Below are 14,596 nucleotides of genomic sequence, written 5' to 3' on the forward strand. Positions count from 1 at the left end.
TATTTGGTGCGCTTCTGTGATCAATACAAATTAGTGCAGCCCGCCGTGTTGGCGGATCTTTATATGAATTGGCTGACCTTTATGGTGGACCGGAGCGCCATAAAAGTGAATTCGGAGCACGATAAAATGGCAGACTTCCGCATCGAAAGCCTGCGCCAAAAAAGAATACTGCGCAAAAGACAGTTCCGTTAGGTTGACTGCTGGATTCTAGACTTGAATGCCAAAGATCTGAACCAACCCGACAATGATCAAATAGATAGCGACTATGTAGTTGAGCAGTCTTGGCCATATCAGTATTGCGATGCCCGAGAGTACGGAGATAACGGGTACCAATTCAAAATGTAAAGTCATATCCATTCACCCTTCACTGTGTGATTTTCTACGCCAGCCGATAAGCCTTGTTCGTAATTGTCGACCTTAATGTAGTCGAGGATTGCGATAAACGCATCAGTATTGTCGGGGTTTTACTTGCTAGTGGGTCAAGAAAGGTTGTTGCTGGTACAACCACTGCTTAAACTGGGTTTTGGGCAGTGCGCCTGACAGCCGCGCAACCTCCCGGCTACCATAGAACACCATCAGGGTCGGAATGGAACGGATTTGGTAATTCGTCGCAGTGCTTGGGTTGGCCTGGGTATCCAGCTTGATAAAAGTGGCCCGGGTCGCCATCTCCGCCGCCACCTGGCCGAAAACCGGTGCAAATTGTCGGCAGGGGCCACACCAGGGCGCCCAGAAATCCACGACCACCGGCAGCCCCGACGTATCGATAAAGCGGCGGAAGTTCTGGTCGGTGGCCTCGATCGGCCGCCCGTTAAGCAGCGCGCTCCGGCATTTGCCGCACAGGGGCCGGTCGCTGAGTTTGTGGGCGGGCACGCGGTTGATTGTGCCGCAAGCGGGGCAGACAATCTGCACAGGGGAGGTATCGGTCATTCGCGGATCTCAGCAGGTCAATGCTGGCAAGTATATCTGTATTCGGTTGCCTGATTTTTAATCTATGTGTCGGCAGCCATGTATACTTCAGCCTTTGTTGAGTAGCCACACATGTTCCCGGGCTGGACATTGTCCTTTTAGTCCTCCGGGCACGTCCTTGATTTCCAGAAGTTTTAGTTGATAGTAATCGCTATAGTGATTGCTGACCTCCGCATCAGTGACAGAGAAGGGCGGGCCTGGTAACAGCGTCTGATCGTAAACAAAAGTAATCAGCAATTGAGGTGCTTTCCGTGTGATCTCCATCAGGTGGACTGTGTAACGACTACGCATCTTCCCGGGCAGAGCCACTAGAGCGGCCCGATCATAGATGGCATCGACCGAGCCCAATATCTCGGCCGACAAATCGAATATATCGCCGCCGTAGATATCGACATTCTCTGTGTTGTAGTGCTTTATTCTGCCGAGATCAGAGATCTGAGGTTCAACACCGAGCTCCGCAAACAGTTGTTCGATAGCCACGGTGCTCAGTTCGGCGCCGGAGATGTGGCAGCCCTTAGACAGTAACCAGGCGATATCAAGGGTTTTTCCGCACAGCGGTAAAAATATTCGAGCGCCTTTCTCTAAAGAAAGTTCGCGGAAGTTATCTACTAGAGCCGGATTGGCTTCGTGCTCGTGAAAGCCAATATCATTACCCTCCCACTTCTGAAGCCAAAAGTCGTGATCCATACTAATTGCCTATAAAGTATGTTGCGTATGAGCAATAGTATCAGTGTATGCTCTCTTCAGGTATATAGAGGACTGCTTCATGTGTTTGAAGTTCTGCCGCAACCGGTTGAATTGAAATAACTATGCTGGCTGGTAGTAGCCATCAGATTGCCTCAAGATCGTTGTAATGATTGGTGAAAAATCCATGTTCCTAAATCTGCAGGCGTGACAGGATTGGTTCGTCGATATCCTGCGGGTGTCGCAAGGCAGACTCAATCCCGGCGCGTACGCCGAGGGTCGCGGTTTCACGGGACATACTGGGTGCGCCCAGGTTCTCCGGTAGTGCGGCGACCTCGGGCAGGTGGGGCAGGTGGATCCAGCCGGCGCGGATATCCAGGGCGTTGGTGGCGATGTAGTGGAGGATGCCGTACATCAGGTGGTTGCAACAGAAGGTGGCGGCAGTATCCGATATATCAGCCGGCACGCCCGTGGCACGCATGGCCTTGACTATAGCTCGCAAGGGCAGGGTGCTGTGATAGGCAACGGGGCCATCGGGCACTGTGGGCTTGCCCTGTAGCGCCACGCCGCGGTTATCCTTCAGCCGGTAGCGCGTCGAGTCATTGAAGTTCTGCGCGATACGCTCGACAGTGATGGTGGCGCGGCCGCCGTACTCACCCATCATCACAACCAGCTCAGGTTTTACTTCCTCGATTGCAGTACGCACGACATCGATGCATTCGAAGAAGTTGTTCGGCACTACAATTCCGACAGTTCTCGCGTTATTGATGGCTGTGCCGTCAAGGGATCGAACCACAGATTCGGCGGGATTGACCGGCGTATTGCCAAAGGCTTCAAACCCTGTCAGTAGAATCCTTGTCATTTATAGCCCCTCTATCCTTATCTGACCCTCTGCAAAAGGAAGCCAATATTTTACTCTTCGCTCCAATATCGGTGATGTCTAATGTAAGGCTTGATCCTGTGATTCTCTTGGTCTCGGCCACTATGATGGCCTATGAGTCAACAATTAAGCTCGCCGGAATAATACTGTATGCTTGTCAGATAGCTATATGCATGGTATGGCAAAATCAATATGATAGTGCTCATCGTGTCTGACCCAAGAGCGCTTCTTGGAAAATTGAATATTTTTCCTAAGATAGTCAGCATATTTAGTTTCGTATAGATTTGGCTGTAATTTGGGGTCAAAGATTACGCGCCATAGATCGTAGCCTTGTTTCTTTGCTTGCTTGTGGAGCGCTACAATATGGGCTGCTAGTGCTTCATAATCTATACGCATTCCATCATATTCATCACTTTTATCGAATTCTATATTGTAACCAAATTTATTTAACGGGTTTGTTGGAAGATGTTCCGACTTTCCTTCTTTATCTATGACCGGTGTCATAAAGTCAACTGAAAGGCCATTTCTATGAGTTTTATGGGGCTTGAATTGGCCGCCTTCCTTAAACCCGGTTTCGGCATATTTGTAGACTTTAGTCGGCTGCTCTTTCTCAAGATCTCCGTAGGCAGATACGATGATGTCTCTCACTGAGGAATGAACATAGGTTCTTCCAGATAATCTAGCAATGGAGCTGTACCCAACATAATTCTTTCCTTCGGGTGGAAGCTGGACGCCATTCTCTAAGCGCCCATTCGAAGTTGTTCCATAACATGTGCTGGTTTCAGCAGCTGTCACTAGAGGAGCCAATAATAGGATTGATAGAAGGTGCTTCATGTCCGTTTAGTGCTAATGAGGTCATCTTGACTAGAGTTTCCTGGCAACAATAAAAATCGATTCCTTCCCGGGCTGCCACTCGTGATTGATACTAAAGCCGGCATTGGCTAACTTGGCCAAGAGCGCCTGCTTGCCAAAGCGATTCACATAAGGTGCGAAACCCAGGAGCTGCATAAGGGGAATCAACAATCGCCAGAAGAAATTGATTTCATCAACCAGTGCGGTACTGGATACGAAGACGCCGCCTGGCTTTAACAATTCATGTGCCCTTGAAATGGCTCCATCCACATCTTCGAGGAGATGCAATACGTTGAGTCCTAAAACGGCATCATAACTTTCCGCTTCTAATTCGAGACTGTCCAGGGTGCCCTGTTGGAAGCTGATATTTTCAATACCTGCATTCCTTGCCTTCTGTTCGGCGATATTCAGCATCTTGTCCGATATATCAGTAGCGACAATATGCTTGACGTAGGGTGCATGGATAATTGCCGTACTGCCAGTGCCGCATCCGAACTCTAATACGGACGAGTCCGGCCGCAAGTACTCCTGTGTGATTGCCAATTTCCTCTGGTAAGTTTTCTCGTCTCGAATCGGGCTTTTGGCGTAACGAGGTGCAGTTTTGTCCCAAAATTCTTTTGATCCTTTCAATTATCTATCCCTGTTTTGACTGCCTCACTGATTTATTTGGCCACTTTATCGGCCAAGCGACACTGATTGCTACTCAGTATAATAGTCCACAAGTTATCCAGGACTATGGTTAAAGCACAACTTCACCTTCTCGGCCCGAGCTATTTCCCATTCAACAACGCATCCGCAGCCAGCGTCAGGAACATAAAGTTGCTGGCCCCGCCGCCCAGGACATATTCGGACTGTTGCCACAGATAGGGAAACTGCTTGTACTCGGGGAAGTCGGGCTGTACCAGGGCTGTGCCCACGGTAACTCCTCCGGGAATGTAGCTGTACTCCATGCGGGTCAGGCCATAGGCCGAGGTCTTGGATTTGGCACCCACGCCGGAGACGTAGGATTGGTTATTGGAGCCAGGATTAGTGCCCAGTACATAGTGGATAATATTCAGCAGGTATTCCCTGCCAAATTCCTCCGGAAAAGCCTTGTGCAGGAAATAGTGGCTGACGCCTTGATACTGTAGCTCCCAGGCCTTGCCCCAGAGGCCCATCTCAAAATTCAATCCGTAGGGTGTGGCCGCCATGGACTCCTCGATCTCGCGGTAAAACCCGGCTACAGCGGGCCGCATGGCTTCAGTCAGGTCGCTGTCATCCAGCTGGGGCAGGGCGCGGGCCACTATCCAGCCCACCGAGCGGATATTGTCGACAATAAAGTCGCGCTCGCTCACAACGTGATCCCGGTACTCGGGTTTACCTGTTGCGCGGAACAGTTCCACAGCGGCGTGGATTTTATTGCGCCGTACCTCGTCGTTGTCCACTGGACGGTCCACTTGCCACAGCGCCTCGGCGGCGGCCAGGGTTTCATCGGCCAGTTGGGTATTGTAGTCACGCATCGCGTTGACACTCGCGGCGATATTGGCAATTGCGTGGAACTCGCGTCCGGGATTGTCCTCGGTAAATACCCAGCGGTCGTCGGGCAGGGCGGAGCGGTTGCCCAGCTGTTCCGGTTCGTCCAGGTTGGGATCGTAGATGCGGTTGTCGGTCTGGCCGGAGAAGTCGCCACCCATCACGTATTGGGTCAGGGTCGGGGTGATAATGCCCCGGTAGAGCCGTCCCAGCGCCTGGTAGCCGCCCACCACCGTCAGCAGGCCGTGTTCGATCTGTTGCAGAATATCCGGCTTGCCGTCCGGCTCGCGAATCTCGGTCAGTTTTATCGTCTGGTCAATCAGGGTGTTGTCGTGTTGAACGTCGAACTCGTCGTAGGCGGCGCTGAGAATGAAAACTTCACCGGACTGGGATTCAATGCGGTAGTCACCATCGCCGGCGTCGTACCAGCCGCCCTGAGCAAGCCCGGGTACGTGTTCGCCAGGTTCAAAGTTGGTCAGGGTTGAGGGACCCTGCACATAGCCGTCGAAATGGTTGATATTCACGGGTGCCATCAGCGCATCGTCAAGGTGGCTGGTGTCGTGCCAGAGCTTGTATTTCTCCTTTACCCGCATATGCCCCATCTGCACGGGCAGGAAATAATCCAGCGTGGGTTGCCAGACATTCTGGTCGTAAACATTGGCGGCAATGCGAAAGGGCTTGCTCTTCTGCTCGCCCAGAACCAGCTGGTACATGCCTTCCCGGGTGACTTCGGAAAAATCGAAGTGGAAGTAGCGGTAGCGCAAAAACTTGCCCCAGAGTTTGAGGGGCTTGTCCAGCACTGTCTCGTGGTTGCCATCGGCAGCCAGCCGCAGCAGCTGCATCCTGCCTTCCGCAGCGTCATTGGTATCGGTTTCGATCACCGCCACTTTTTTCTGCCCGGGGTGGTAGCCCACCATGGAGTGCTGGATAACGGGTTGATAAATCCAGTCCGGAATCACATTGGGGCGAATAGTCCACTCAACGGCATTTTTCGTGGCGCCAGCGGGAATGGTGCTGCGCACAATAAACCAGCCGTTCTGGTGCTGGTTGCGGCCGTCATACAGTTCCAGTTCGCCCCGGGCGGCATCAATCTGTAGGCGGAGTTGCTCGGATTCGGGCGCAACTGACAGGTGCTTGCCGATGGCGAGAGGTACGGGATGTGCCCTGTGGTTGGGCAGTGGTTTCAATCCTTTTAAATCACCGCTGGCTACCAGCTGGGGTTCGACTTGTGCGCCTTCGGGCAGTTCAACGCCATAGGGCTGACGCGGGAAAATGCCGGTGTGCTCGTCCATAATCCAGGATTTGCCGAACAGATCGGCGGGGTAGAGCTCCATGGTAAAGCCCACTTGGCCCAGCCACTCCGGGGGCAGGGGCTTGTCCAGGTCCACGCTCACCTTGATGGCATTGCCTTCGGCCCGCATCCGCACATCGTAGGTGAGTTCAAGGTCCGGATAGTGAAGGGGATTAAAGCCGGTGTGGTGTTGGTTCTCATCGGGATAGGCTAGACGGGTGCGGATCTCGCCTGCCTCCCGGTCGACATCCCGGGACAATACTTTAGGGGTCGGCGACCACTGGCCGGGGGTCGGTTCCAGGCGAATATCGCCGTTGCTGGCAATGCGAGTGCCGTGCATCACAATGATAACGCCACTCTGATGGCTTTCCGGCGCGGTATCGTGAAAGGCCATAACCCCCACGCCACGGTTTTGAAAATAGTCCCGGTCATTCAAGGCAAAAGCGCCAGTATCTGCCGAAATCTTCGCAGTATCTTTCCCGTGGTCACATGCCAGGAGTGAGAAGCTCAATATAGCAATGCCGACTACTTTTAAAGAGTGGGTCATCATCAGCTCACTTTATAGTTATTGGGTAATACCTCAATGGCACTAAATTAAGGGGCGGCAGGGCAATTTTCGTAGGATGGGCAAAGCGTAGCGTGCCCATCAAGGCCCGGGAAGATGGGCACGTCGCTGCGCTCCTTTGCCCATCCTACAAGGAGAAGCGGCTTAGGAGCTTAGCAGACTTTGTCTGCTAACTCATATCGTTGGGGCGTGGTGATGCGAGCTGTTGGGCGGGGTAAAGATATTGATATCAGCGGTTTCGCGGGCATGGCCCGCTCCTACACAGAGACTGTAGGAGCGGGCCATGCCCGCGAGTGATTTCAGGCGTTGCGTGCTTTTAGCGGTTCTCTCAACTGCTCCGCCATCTTCAACAGCAGCGATTCGGTGGTCTCCCAGTCGATACACTTGTCGGTCACCGACACACCGTATTCCATCTGGCTGTGATCTTCCAGAATCTTCTGGTTGCCGGCCTTGAGGTTGCTCTCCACCATAATGCCGATAATGGACTTGTTGCCGTCCAGTATCTGGTGGGTGACGTTATCGACTACCAACGGCTGCAACTCGTGGTTTTTGTTGGAGTTGGCGTGGCTGCAGTCGACCATGATGTTTTCCGGCACCTTGGCCTTTTGCAGCTCCTGCTCGCACATGGCCACGCTCACGGAGTCGTAGTTGGGCTTATCGTTGCCGCCGCGCAGTACCACATGGCCGTAGCGGTTGCCCGCGGTGTGGATGACGGCGACCTGGCCTTCCTTGTTGATGCCGAGGAAGCGGTGCGGGTTGGCCACGGATTGCAGCGCGTTGATGGCCACGTCCAGGCTGCCGTCGGTGCCGTTCTTGAAGCCCACGGCGGAGGAGAGGCCGCTGGCCATTTCCCGGTGGGTCTGGGATTCGGTGGTGCGCGCGCCGATGGCGGACCAGGAGATCAGGTCCTGCAGGTACTGGGGCGAAATGGGGTCCAGTGCCTCGGTGGAGGTGGGCAGCCCGATTTCGGCGATATCCAGCAGCAGCTTGCGGCCGATATGCAGGCCATCCTGGATCTTGAAGGAATCGTTCAGGTAGGGGTCGTTGATCAGCCCTTTCCAGCCCACGGTGGTGCGGGGCTTCTCAAAGTAGACGCGCATGACGATCAACAGGGTGTCGGACACCTGGTCCGCCACTGTTTTCAGGCGTCGCGCGTAGTCCAGGGCGGCGTCCACATCGTGTACGGAGCAGGGGCCGATCACCACCATCAGGCGGTGGTCCTTGCGGTCGAGAATGTCCCGCACTGCGGCGCGGCCGGCGGCGACGGTGGCTTCCGCGGCATCGCTGACCGGCAACTCGGCCTTGAGTTGCTCGGGGCTGATCAGAATTTCCTGGGAGACGACATTCAGGTCGTCGAACTGCTGTGTGGTCATGATGAAATCTTTACTGGTGCGCACGGCGCACCCTACGTCCAATTTAGAGTGAGCGGGTATCCTACCAGAGCATGCAAATACGGCGAGTGTTTCATTTGTAACCAAATTGGGCTTTCCGCGCGGTGGCCCGCCTTGCCGAGCTGGAGCTCCGCGGTCCCGGGAACCTGCCCATCACAGCTCGGCGAGTTTTTGCAGCAGGGGGAAATAGAGCGCGCATCGGATGTTGCGTTCGCCGCGGGCGTAGAACAATTTCCTATAAGCTTCCAATTGCCCGCGGTAGTGTTCCAACTGTTCCTCAACAAAGTCTCCCTCGGGCTGGTCCGCGGCGGGCTCCGCGGTCTTGTAGTCTACGATCCAGCGCCGGCCCTGTTCGTCAATAAAGGTGCGGTCGACGATGGCGCGACGCAGCTGCTGGCCGCCGCTGTGCAGTTCCAGTTCACAGGCGGAGTCGCGGTGGCCGGAATCCAGCAGCCAGCGGCCGCTGGGGCAGGCGAGGGTGTTGCGCACTGCCTGTTCCACCTTTTCCCGCGCCCGTTCCAGGCCGGAACCGCTGAGTCCCAGTTGTTGCAGGCGCAGCTGCCACAGGGGGTGCTGTTGCGCCAGGCGTTCATTGTCCCATTGGTCGAGGCTGCCTTGGGCGATGGTGGCCCTGCCCTGGGCGATGGTGGCTAAAGTTTCGTGGGCCACGGTGCCGGCGTGGCGCAGCCAGCGCAGCCGTATCTGTCCCATCTCGGGCAGGTTGGGCTCCCCGGTGTCCGCGCGCCGGTAGTCGGCGGTGCGGTACTCCGCCAGTAGTTCCTGTCGGGGCGGGGTGGGGGCTTGCCAGTCCATAGGCAGGCGCAGCAGGTAGCTTTGATCGCTTGCGGCATCGTTCTCCTGCCTCGCCCCATCCGCTTCCAGCCAGTGGCACCAGTCTGTCTCTTCGTTGATGGCCGGCCAGATGCCGGCCAGCAGGGAGGCGCCGCCGGGGGCCTTCAGGGACGGGCTTTTTTCATCCCGCTGCACACAGGCCAGCAGGTGCAGGGAGCGGATGGCGCGGGTACAGCCGACGTACAGCAGGCGCGTTCCCTCTAAACGTTCCCGTTCGCTGTTGTCGTGGCGCAGGTAGTCGAACAATGGGTCCCGATCGCCGCGGGGGCTTTTGGGGGCCAGGAGGAAGCGGTTTTCGCCGGCGCGGTTCAGCCATTCCGCCCAGCGCAGCAGCTGATCCCCGCCGGGCTTGCCACCCTGGTCCAGGCCGGGAATCAGCACATGCTCGAACTCCAGGCCCTTGGATTTGTGGATGGTCATCACCTGCACCCGTGCTTCCTGGGCCGGGCGCGCGAAGAGTTTCTGCAGCGCCTGTTCGAAGGCTTTCCAGTCCTGGATACTGCCGCCGCAATCGAATTTCTCCAGCAGCAGGAAAAAGTCGTGGGCGCTGGTCAGTTGGCTCTTGTCGGCGGTTGCCGCCGGGCCGCCGAGGGCCAGCCACAGCCCTTCGATCGAGACGCGCAGCGGTTTGCGCCGGCGCTCCTGCCAGGCGTTGCGCAAAAGGGTGCCGGTGCGCCTCAGGCGTGCGCGGCCCGCTTCGCTGAGGGATTCGATCCGGTCGATTTCTTCCAGCGTCTGCAGCAGCGGCCGCGCGCGCACGTCCAGCGGCGGGATTTCACCGTTGTCCCAGTTAGCCACCTGGTACAGGTCGGTGAGATCCAGGCCGCACCAGGGCGCGCGCAGGACGGACAGCCAACTGATACGGTCGCCGGGGTCGTGCAGGGCGCGGGTGAGGCTGAGCAGGTCCAGCACCACCATTTGGCTTGCCAGCGGCGCCAGTTCGGAGGCCTGATAGGCGATGCCGGCGGCTGACAGCTCGGGCAGTATGCGCTCCAGGTGTTTTTTCTTGCGCACCAGTATCGCGATGCGGCCCTGCGGGTCCCGCTGCTGCAGTTCCTCCACCAGCCGCGCCGCCTGCTGCGCTTCCTGCTGCCGCTCTTCGTCGTTGACGCAGCCGTAGAAATTGACCGCTACGCCGTTCCAGTTTTTGGTCTTGAATGCCTGCGAGGGAAGATAGCGCACGGCTCCGCGGCCGATATTGTCCCGGGTTGGGAAAGCGGTTTGAAAAGTGCGGTTGACCCAGTCCACCACCGGCGAGCCGGAGCGGAAATTCACCTGTAGGTCCAGCGGTTCCAGCGGCACTTCGCCAATACCGCGGCTGCGCGCGTCGAGAAAAATCCCCACGTTGGCGTTGCGGAAGCCGTAGCAGGATTGCATACCGTCGCCGACGATAAACAGGGTGCGGCCGTCGTCCGCCTGCCAGCCGGCGGTGAGCTTTTCCAGCAGTTGCAATTGCAGTTGCGAGGTGTCCTGGAACTCGTCCACCAGGATATGGCGGATCTGCACATCCAGTTTCAGCGCCAGGTCCGTGGGTGACTCAGCTTCGCCCAGCGCGGTAAGCGCGGCCTGGGCCACTTCCGTGTAGTCGGTGGCGCCCAACTGCTGGAAAACGAGTTTCAGCTCCGCCACCAACAGCGGCAACACCTGCGCCAGCGCCTGCAGCAATTGCCACTGATCCCGCACCATACCCGCGGGTAGGACCCGCACCTCGGCGATGGTATCGAGCAGCTGCCGGTTGCCGGCCAGCTCCGCAAGCAGCTCCTTGAGGCGGGTTTTATATTCGTCCGCACGGGGTTTTTCCGGGTCCTTCTTTCCCAGCGCGGGGAAGCCCAGATTTTTGTTGATCCCCCCCGGTTTGCGCAGCTCGCCGGTATTGGTCACCAGCAGGCCCACCAGCGCCAGCCACTGGGGCAGGGCCTGATTGGTGACCGGCGGCAGTGTACCGAGATCCGCGCACTGGCACAGCGGGTGATCCGGTTTGTCCTTGCGCAGATTGGTGCCGGCAAAATTCGCGAGTTCCACCAACTCGCCGGCATAGCCGCGCAGCGCCTGTTGCAGCGCGCCGAGGTTTTCTGTAATCAGTTCGTCGATGACAAAATGAAAGTAATCTTCGGCGCCCTCCAGGTTGACGTTCAGCAGTGGCCCCAGCCACTGCTCCCGTTTGGCCAGCAATATCTGTAACAACTTATTGAGCTGGCCGAGATCGTTGTCCAGGTGCAACAGCAGGGATTGCAGCGCGCCGTCCGGCTCCTCGGTATCCAACTGCTTCAGCAGGTTGACGATCGCCATTTCAAACGCAATCTGCGGCTGCTCCAGCGGTTCGCCGGGCGCGCCCATGCCGCTCTCGATGGGGAGCTGGCTGGCCAGGCTGCGGCAGAGGCCGTCGATGGTCTGGATACGCAGGCGCTGGGGGGATTGCAGCAGCTGCCAGTTCTTCTCTTCGTCCCGTTGCAACAGTTGCCGCGCCAGAATCCAGGTAGTGCGCTCATGGGGATTTTCCGGCTCGGCAGTTTCCCGCGCATTGCGCAGCGCCTCGATCAGCCGCTCGCGCATCTCGCCCGCCGCCTTGCGGGTAAAGGTGATCGCCAATACTTCCTCCGGCTGCTCGCAACTGCCGAGCAGTTTCAACAGCCGCTGGGTGAGCAGGCCGGTCTTGCCGGAGCCGGCGGGGGCGGAGACGGCGAAGCTGGCGCGGATATCCAGTGCGCGGGTTCGAGCTTTGGTGTCGACGGGTTGGCTGACGGTATCGGTTACTTCGATCATAGAATTTTCTAGGCTGAGAGCAGGAAATGCACTTTGGGCTGCCCTTTATTTATTGGATATTTCGCTATTGGTTCAGTTATTTTCTGACGGCTTTCTGCTAGCTTGCCCCTGCCAAGTAAAGAATCATTCTGCCGTTTTCATCCATTCCGGCCACCGATTAAGCGGCCAGAGATCGCGCTGCGCAAAGTTATCCGCCTGCCGCTCAAACACCAGCGCTGCATATCCTTCGCGGTACTCCTCCGCCAGTTGCGACAGGCCCAGGCGCCAGTGGTCGATCAGTTGTTCCCAGTTGCCAAAGGACGATTCCTTCTGCGTGTCCGCCACCGCCTTGATACCCTCGATGGGCTCCGCAATATCCCCACAGCCTTTAAATTTGCTATCACCGTCGCGCACCTGAGCAAAGGCGATGGCGCGAGCCTCGGTTTGCATCAGTGCGTAGAGAGGCAGCTGGGGTTCACGCACGCGTTCGCTCAGCCAGTCGTTGATGCTGGGCACGCCGGTTTTGTAGTCGATTACCAGTTGTTCGCCGTTGGGCAGGGTGTCCAGGCGGTCGAGGCGAAGATGGAAGCCGAGGCCGGCGAGTTCGATGGGTTGTTCCCATTCGATCCGGGTCACGGCGAAATCCGGGCGGGACATTTCCACTTCCAGCCACTGCTCCAGCAGTCGGGTGAGCCGCTGTTGTTCCAGTTGCCAGAAGCCGACGGGAAGTTGGCGATGTTGGGCCTGTTTTTCGCGGATGGCGTTTTCCACTGCTTCGCGGATGCGCTGCTGGCGTTCTTCGCCTTGCAGCTTGTGCAGGGAAAAGGCGTCGGCCTGGGGGAAAGAGAGCCAGAAGTGGGCGAGCACCTGGTGTACCAGGTTGCCGCGCTCGGCGGCGGAGAGACCGAGCGCGGGCGCCTGATAGCTGGCGGCGCCCAGGCGGTATTGCAGTTGCGCGTTCAGCGGGCAGAGCGCCTGGGCCTTCAGTACCGAGGCGCCGCCGCGCACCCGTGCGCGCTCTTCGGCGGGCAGGGGCGGCAGTTGTTCGTCTTTGATTTTTTCCAGCGAGGCGCCGGTTTCCAGCTGGCGGTAAAAAGGTTCCAATGGGTCCCCATTTACAGTTGCCGCTTGCGGCAACTGTCCGAACAGGGAACTCAGCTGTTGCTGTATGCCGTCTTCCTCACGGGCGAAACTGACGGTGATATCGGTGGCGGCACCGAGCAGGTCCCGGGTGATCTGGCGGGCCAGTTCCAGTTCGCGTTCGGCGCTGGCTCGGGGCATCTGCCAATGCTTTTGCCAAGGCATAGGCAGCAGCGGATTGGGCGAGGGGGGCGGCGGCCACTGCTGCTGGCCGAAGCCCACCAGGCGCAGGTGGTCGAAGGCGAGGCCGCCGGCTTCCAGTACGCCGAGTATCTGCACCGGGCTGTCCCGGGTCTCCGCCTGGAAGGGGCTGCGGTTGGCGATCTGGTTCAGCTGTTGCAGCGCCTGGTTCAGAGTGAGGGAGCCGGCAAAGGTGCTGAGCGCGGCCAATTCTTCCAGTGCGCCTTCCCACTGGGTGAGTTGCTGGTATTCCTGGCTGTCCGGGTTGCGCGCGCCGGGCCAACCGAGGGTTTCCAGGGTTTGTGAGAAGCGCTGCGCCCAGATCTCCGCGGGCGCCCGCTGCCAGCGGCGCGCGAAGTCGGCGACTTTTTCCAGTTGTTTGGGCAGGGGACCCTCGGGTGAGAGTTCCGCTGCGATTTTTTCCGCGCGATAGCGCAGGGTGGCGCCGTCGATCTGCCACAGCTCCAGCTTTTGCAACTGCCGGAAGAGGGCGCTGCGCAGATGCAGTTCGTCGGTTGTGCCCCAGAACGGCGAGAACAGAATATTTTTCAGCTGGGCGTAGTCCCACTGGTCGCGCAGCAGTTCCAGCAGCTGTATGGCCGCGGCGCCCACCGGGGTTTGCGCCAGCGGGGTGCCGGCGGAGAAGTTGAACGGCAGGGTATAGCGGGGCTGGTCCGGGTTCAGCCACTGGGGTTCCAGCACGCGGGCGAAAATATTCTCCACCTGGGCGCGGCACTGGCCCAGGTTGTTGACCACTATACCGAGGCCGGCGCCCGGGTTCTGCCGCAGTTTGTCCGCCGCCCAGCGCGCGGCCTGCAGCAGTTCGTCTTCCAGGTCCGCGCAGGGGGCGCAGGTGATTTGAGCGTCGGCTTCCGGGCTCTCGCAGCGCGTCACCTGTTCCGCGGCGAGGTTCACTATGTCCTCGGCGAGCGGGGAAATCTGCGCGAATCCGGCCAGTGCCAGCCGCGGTATGCGGAGTAGCACACCTTCGCGAAAGGCGCGGGCGATCAGTTGGTCCCGCTGGTCCTGGGTAATGGCGTTGTGGGTTTGCAGCTGGGTTTGGAAGGCGTCGAGCATATCGAACAGCGGGAAGTCCGCGCGCGCGAGGGCGAACTGTTCCAGCAGTGGCGGCAGGGTTTCATCCAGGGTGCCGGGATCGGACAGCAGGCGCCATTGCATCAGCTGGCTCAGCGCGCTGTCCGCATCGCGGCACAGCTGCTGGCTGTTGAGCAGTTGCCTATCCAGTGACTGGTCCAGCGCCCGCTGCCACAGCAGCTGGCGCTGTTCCCGATTCAGCACCTGCCTGAGCGCTGGTTGCCAGTTGCGTTGCTGAAGTTGAAACCAGCATTTGTCCAACCAGCCCTGCAGGGATTCCACCGGCGGCGGGGCCCAGCAACTACCCGCGGCCTGTTGTGCGCCGTAGACCTGCTGGCAGCGATTGCGCAGGCGGTTGGTCGGGGTCAGCAGCAGGCCGCCCGGGGGGAGTTGCGCGAGTATTTCCAGTAGGGGGAAGGCGGGTTGCAGCATTTTTTTCGTTTGTT

The 14,596-nt window shown here is 58.2% G+C and carries 11 protein-coding genes; 1 reads left to right on the forward strand and 10 read right to left on the reverse strand.

The genetic code is table 11. The annotated features are described in order from the left end of the window. Positions 1 to 63: 63 nt before the first annotated feature. Positions 64 to 192 carry a hypothetical protein gene (locus PP263_RS04575; RefSeq protein ID WP_308367188.1) on the forward strand — a complete coding sequence of 43 codons (129 nt, stop codon included), beginning with the start codon at positions 64 to 66 and terminating at the stop codon, positions 190 to 192. A gap of 15 nt (positions 193 to 207) precedes the next feature. Here PP263_RS04575 and PP263_RS04580 read toward each other — a convergent pair whose 3' ends face one another. From PP263_RS04580 to PP263_RS04625, 10 genes are all read right to left on the reverse strand, one after another. Then, a complete protein-coding gene (locus PP263_RS04580) occupies positions 208 to 357 on the reverse strand; it encodes a DUF3096 domain-containing protein (RefSeq protein ID WP_308367189.1) in 150 nt (49 codons plus the stop codon). Between the two features lie 114 nt (positions 358 to 471). Continuing rightward, positions 472 to 927: a thioredoxin TrxC gene (trxC, locus tag PP263_RS04585; protein ID WP_308367190.1), complete on the reverse strand. Its 456-nt coding sequence runs from the start codon at positions 925 to 927 to the stop codon at positions 472 to 474. 87 nt (positions 928 to 1,014) lie between these two features. Next, a complete protein-coding gene (tmpT, locus tag PP263_RS04590) occupies positions 1,015 to 1,653 on the reverse strand; it encodes a thiopurine S-methyltransferase (RefSeq protein WP_308367191.1) in 639 nt (212 codons plus the stop codon). 190 nt (positions 1,654 to 1,843) lie between these two features. Beyond that, on the reverse strand, positions 1,844 to 2,512 hold the full coding sequence (gene pcp, locus PP263_RS04595; RefSeq protein WP_308367192.1) for a pyroglutamyl-peptidase I: 669 nt from the start codon (positions 2,510 to 2,512) through the stop codon (positions 1,844 to 1,846). A 183-nt stretch (positions 2,513 to 2,695) separates the two neighbouring features. Further along, the gene (locus PP263_RS04600) at positions 2,696 to 3,325 is read right to left on the reverse strand and encodes a penicillin-insensitive murein endopeptidase (protein WP_308367193.1); all 630 of its coding nucleotides are present in this window, start codon (positions 3,323 to 3,325) and stop codon (positions 2,696 to 2,698) included. Positions 3,326 to 3,394: 69 nt separating this feature from the next. Beyond that, entirely contained in the window at positions 3,395 to 4,012 is a 618-nt protein-coding gene (locus tag PP263_RS04605; protein ID WP_308367194.1) for a class I SAM-dependent methyltransferase, read from the reverse strand. Positions 4,013 to 4,152: 140 nt separating this feature from the next. Continuing rightward, positions 4,153 to 6,579 (reverse strand): glycoside hydrolase family 9 protein, encoded by a 2,427-nt coding sequence (locus PP263_RS04610; protein ID WP_308367195.1) that lies wholly within the window; start codon positions 6,577 to 6,579, stop codon positions 4,153 to 4,155. Positions 6,580 to 7,049: 470 nt separating this feature from the next. After that, a complete protein-coding gene (locus PP263_RS04615) occupies positions 7,050 to 8,123 on the reverse strand; it encodes a 3-deoxy-7-phosphoheptulonate synthase (RefSeq protein WP_308367196.1) in 1,074 nt (357 codons plus the stop codon). A gap of 171 nt (positions 8,124 to 8,294) precedes the next feature. After that, positions 8,295 to 11,756: a UvrD-helicase domain-containing protein gene (locus PP263_RS04620; protein WP_308367197.1), complete on the reverse strand. Its 3,462-nt coding sequence runs from the start codon at positions 11,754 to 11,756 to the stop codon at positions 8,295 to 8,297. A gap of 123 nt (positions 11,757 to 11,879) precedes the next feature. Further along, positions 11,880 to 14,582, reverse strand: coding sequence for a PD-(D/E)XK nuclease family protein (locus tag PP263_RS04625; protein WP_308367198.1), 2,703 nt, complete (start codon positions 14,580 to 14,582; stop codon positions 11,880 to 11,882). Between the last annotated feature and the right edge of the window lie 14 nt (positions 14,583 to 14,596).

The sequence above is a fragment of the Microbulbifer sp. TB1203 genome (genome assembly GCF_030997045.1).
Lineage (GTDB): Bacteria > Pseudomonadota > Gammaproteobacteria > Pseudomonadales > Cellvibrionaceae > Microbulbifer.

What these genes read in the sequence shown, in the direction of transcription:
- PP263_RS04575 (WP_308367188.1), top strand. Translation starts at nt 64, where the DNA reads ATGAATTGGCTGACCTTTATGGTGGACCGGAGCGCCATAAAAGTGAAT.
- PP263_RS04580 (WP_308367189.1), bottom strand. Translation starts at nt 357, where the DNA reads ATGGATATGACTTTACATTTTGAATTGGTACCCGTTATCTCCGTACTC.
- trxC (WP_308367190.1), bottom strand. Translation starts at nt 927, where the DNA reads ATGACCGATACCTCCCCTGTGCAGATTGTCTGCCCCGCTTGCGGCACA.
- tmpT (WP_308367191.1), bottom strand. Translation starts at nt 1,653, where the DNA reads ATGGATCACGACTTTTGGCTTCAGAAGTGGGAGGGTAATGATATTGGC.
- pcp (WP_308367192.1), bottom strand. Translation starts at nt 2,512, where the DNA reads ATGACAAGGATTCTACTGACAGGGTTTGAAGCCTTTGGCAATACGCCG.
- PP263_RS04610 (WP_308367195.1), bottom strand. Translation starts at nt 6,579, where the DNA reads ATGGCCTTTCACGATACCGCGCCGGAAAGCCATCAGAGTGGCGTTATC.
- PP263_RS04615 (WP_308367196.1), bottom strand. Translation starts at nt 8,123, where the DNA reads ATGACCACACAGCAGTTCGACGACCTGAATGTCGTCTCCCAGGAAATT.
- PP263_RS04620 (WP_308367197.1), bottom strand. Translation starts at nt 11,756, where the DNA reads ATGATCGAAGTAACCGATACCGTCAGCCAACCCGTCGACACCAAAGCT.
- PP263_RS04625 (WP_308367198.1), bottom strand. Translation starts at nt 14,582, where the DNA reads ATGCTGCAACCCGCCTTCCCCCTACTGGAAATACTCGCGCAACTCCCC.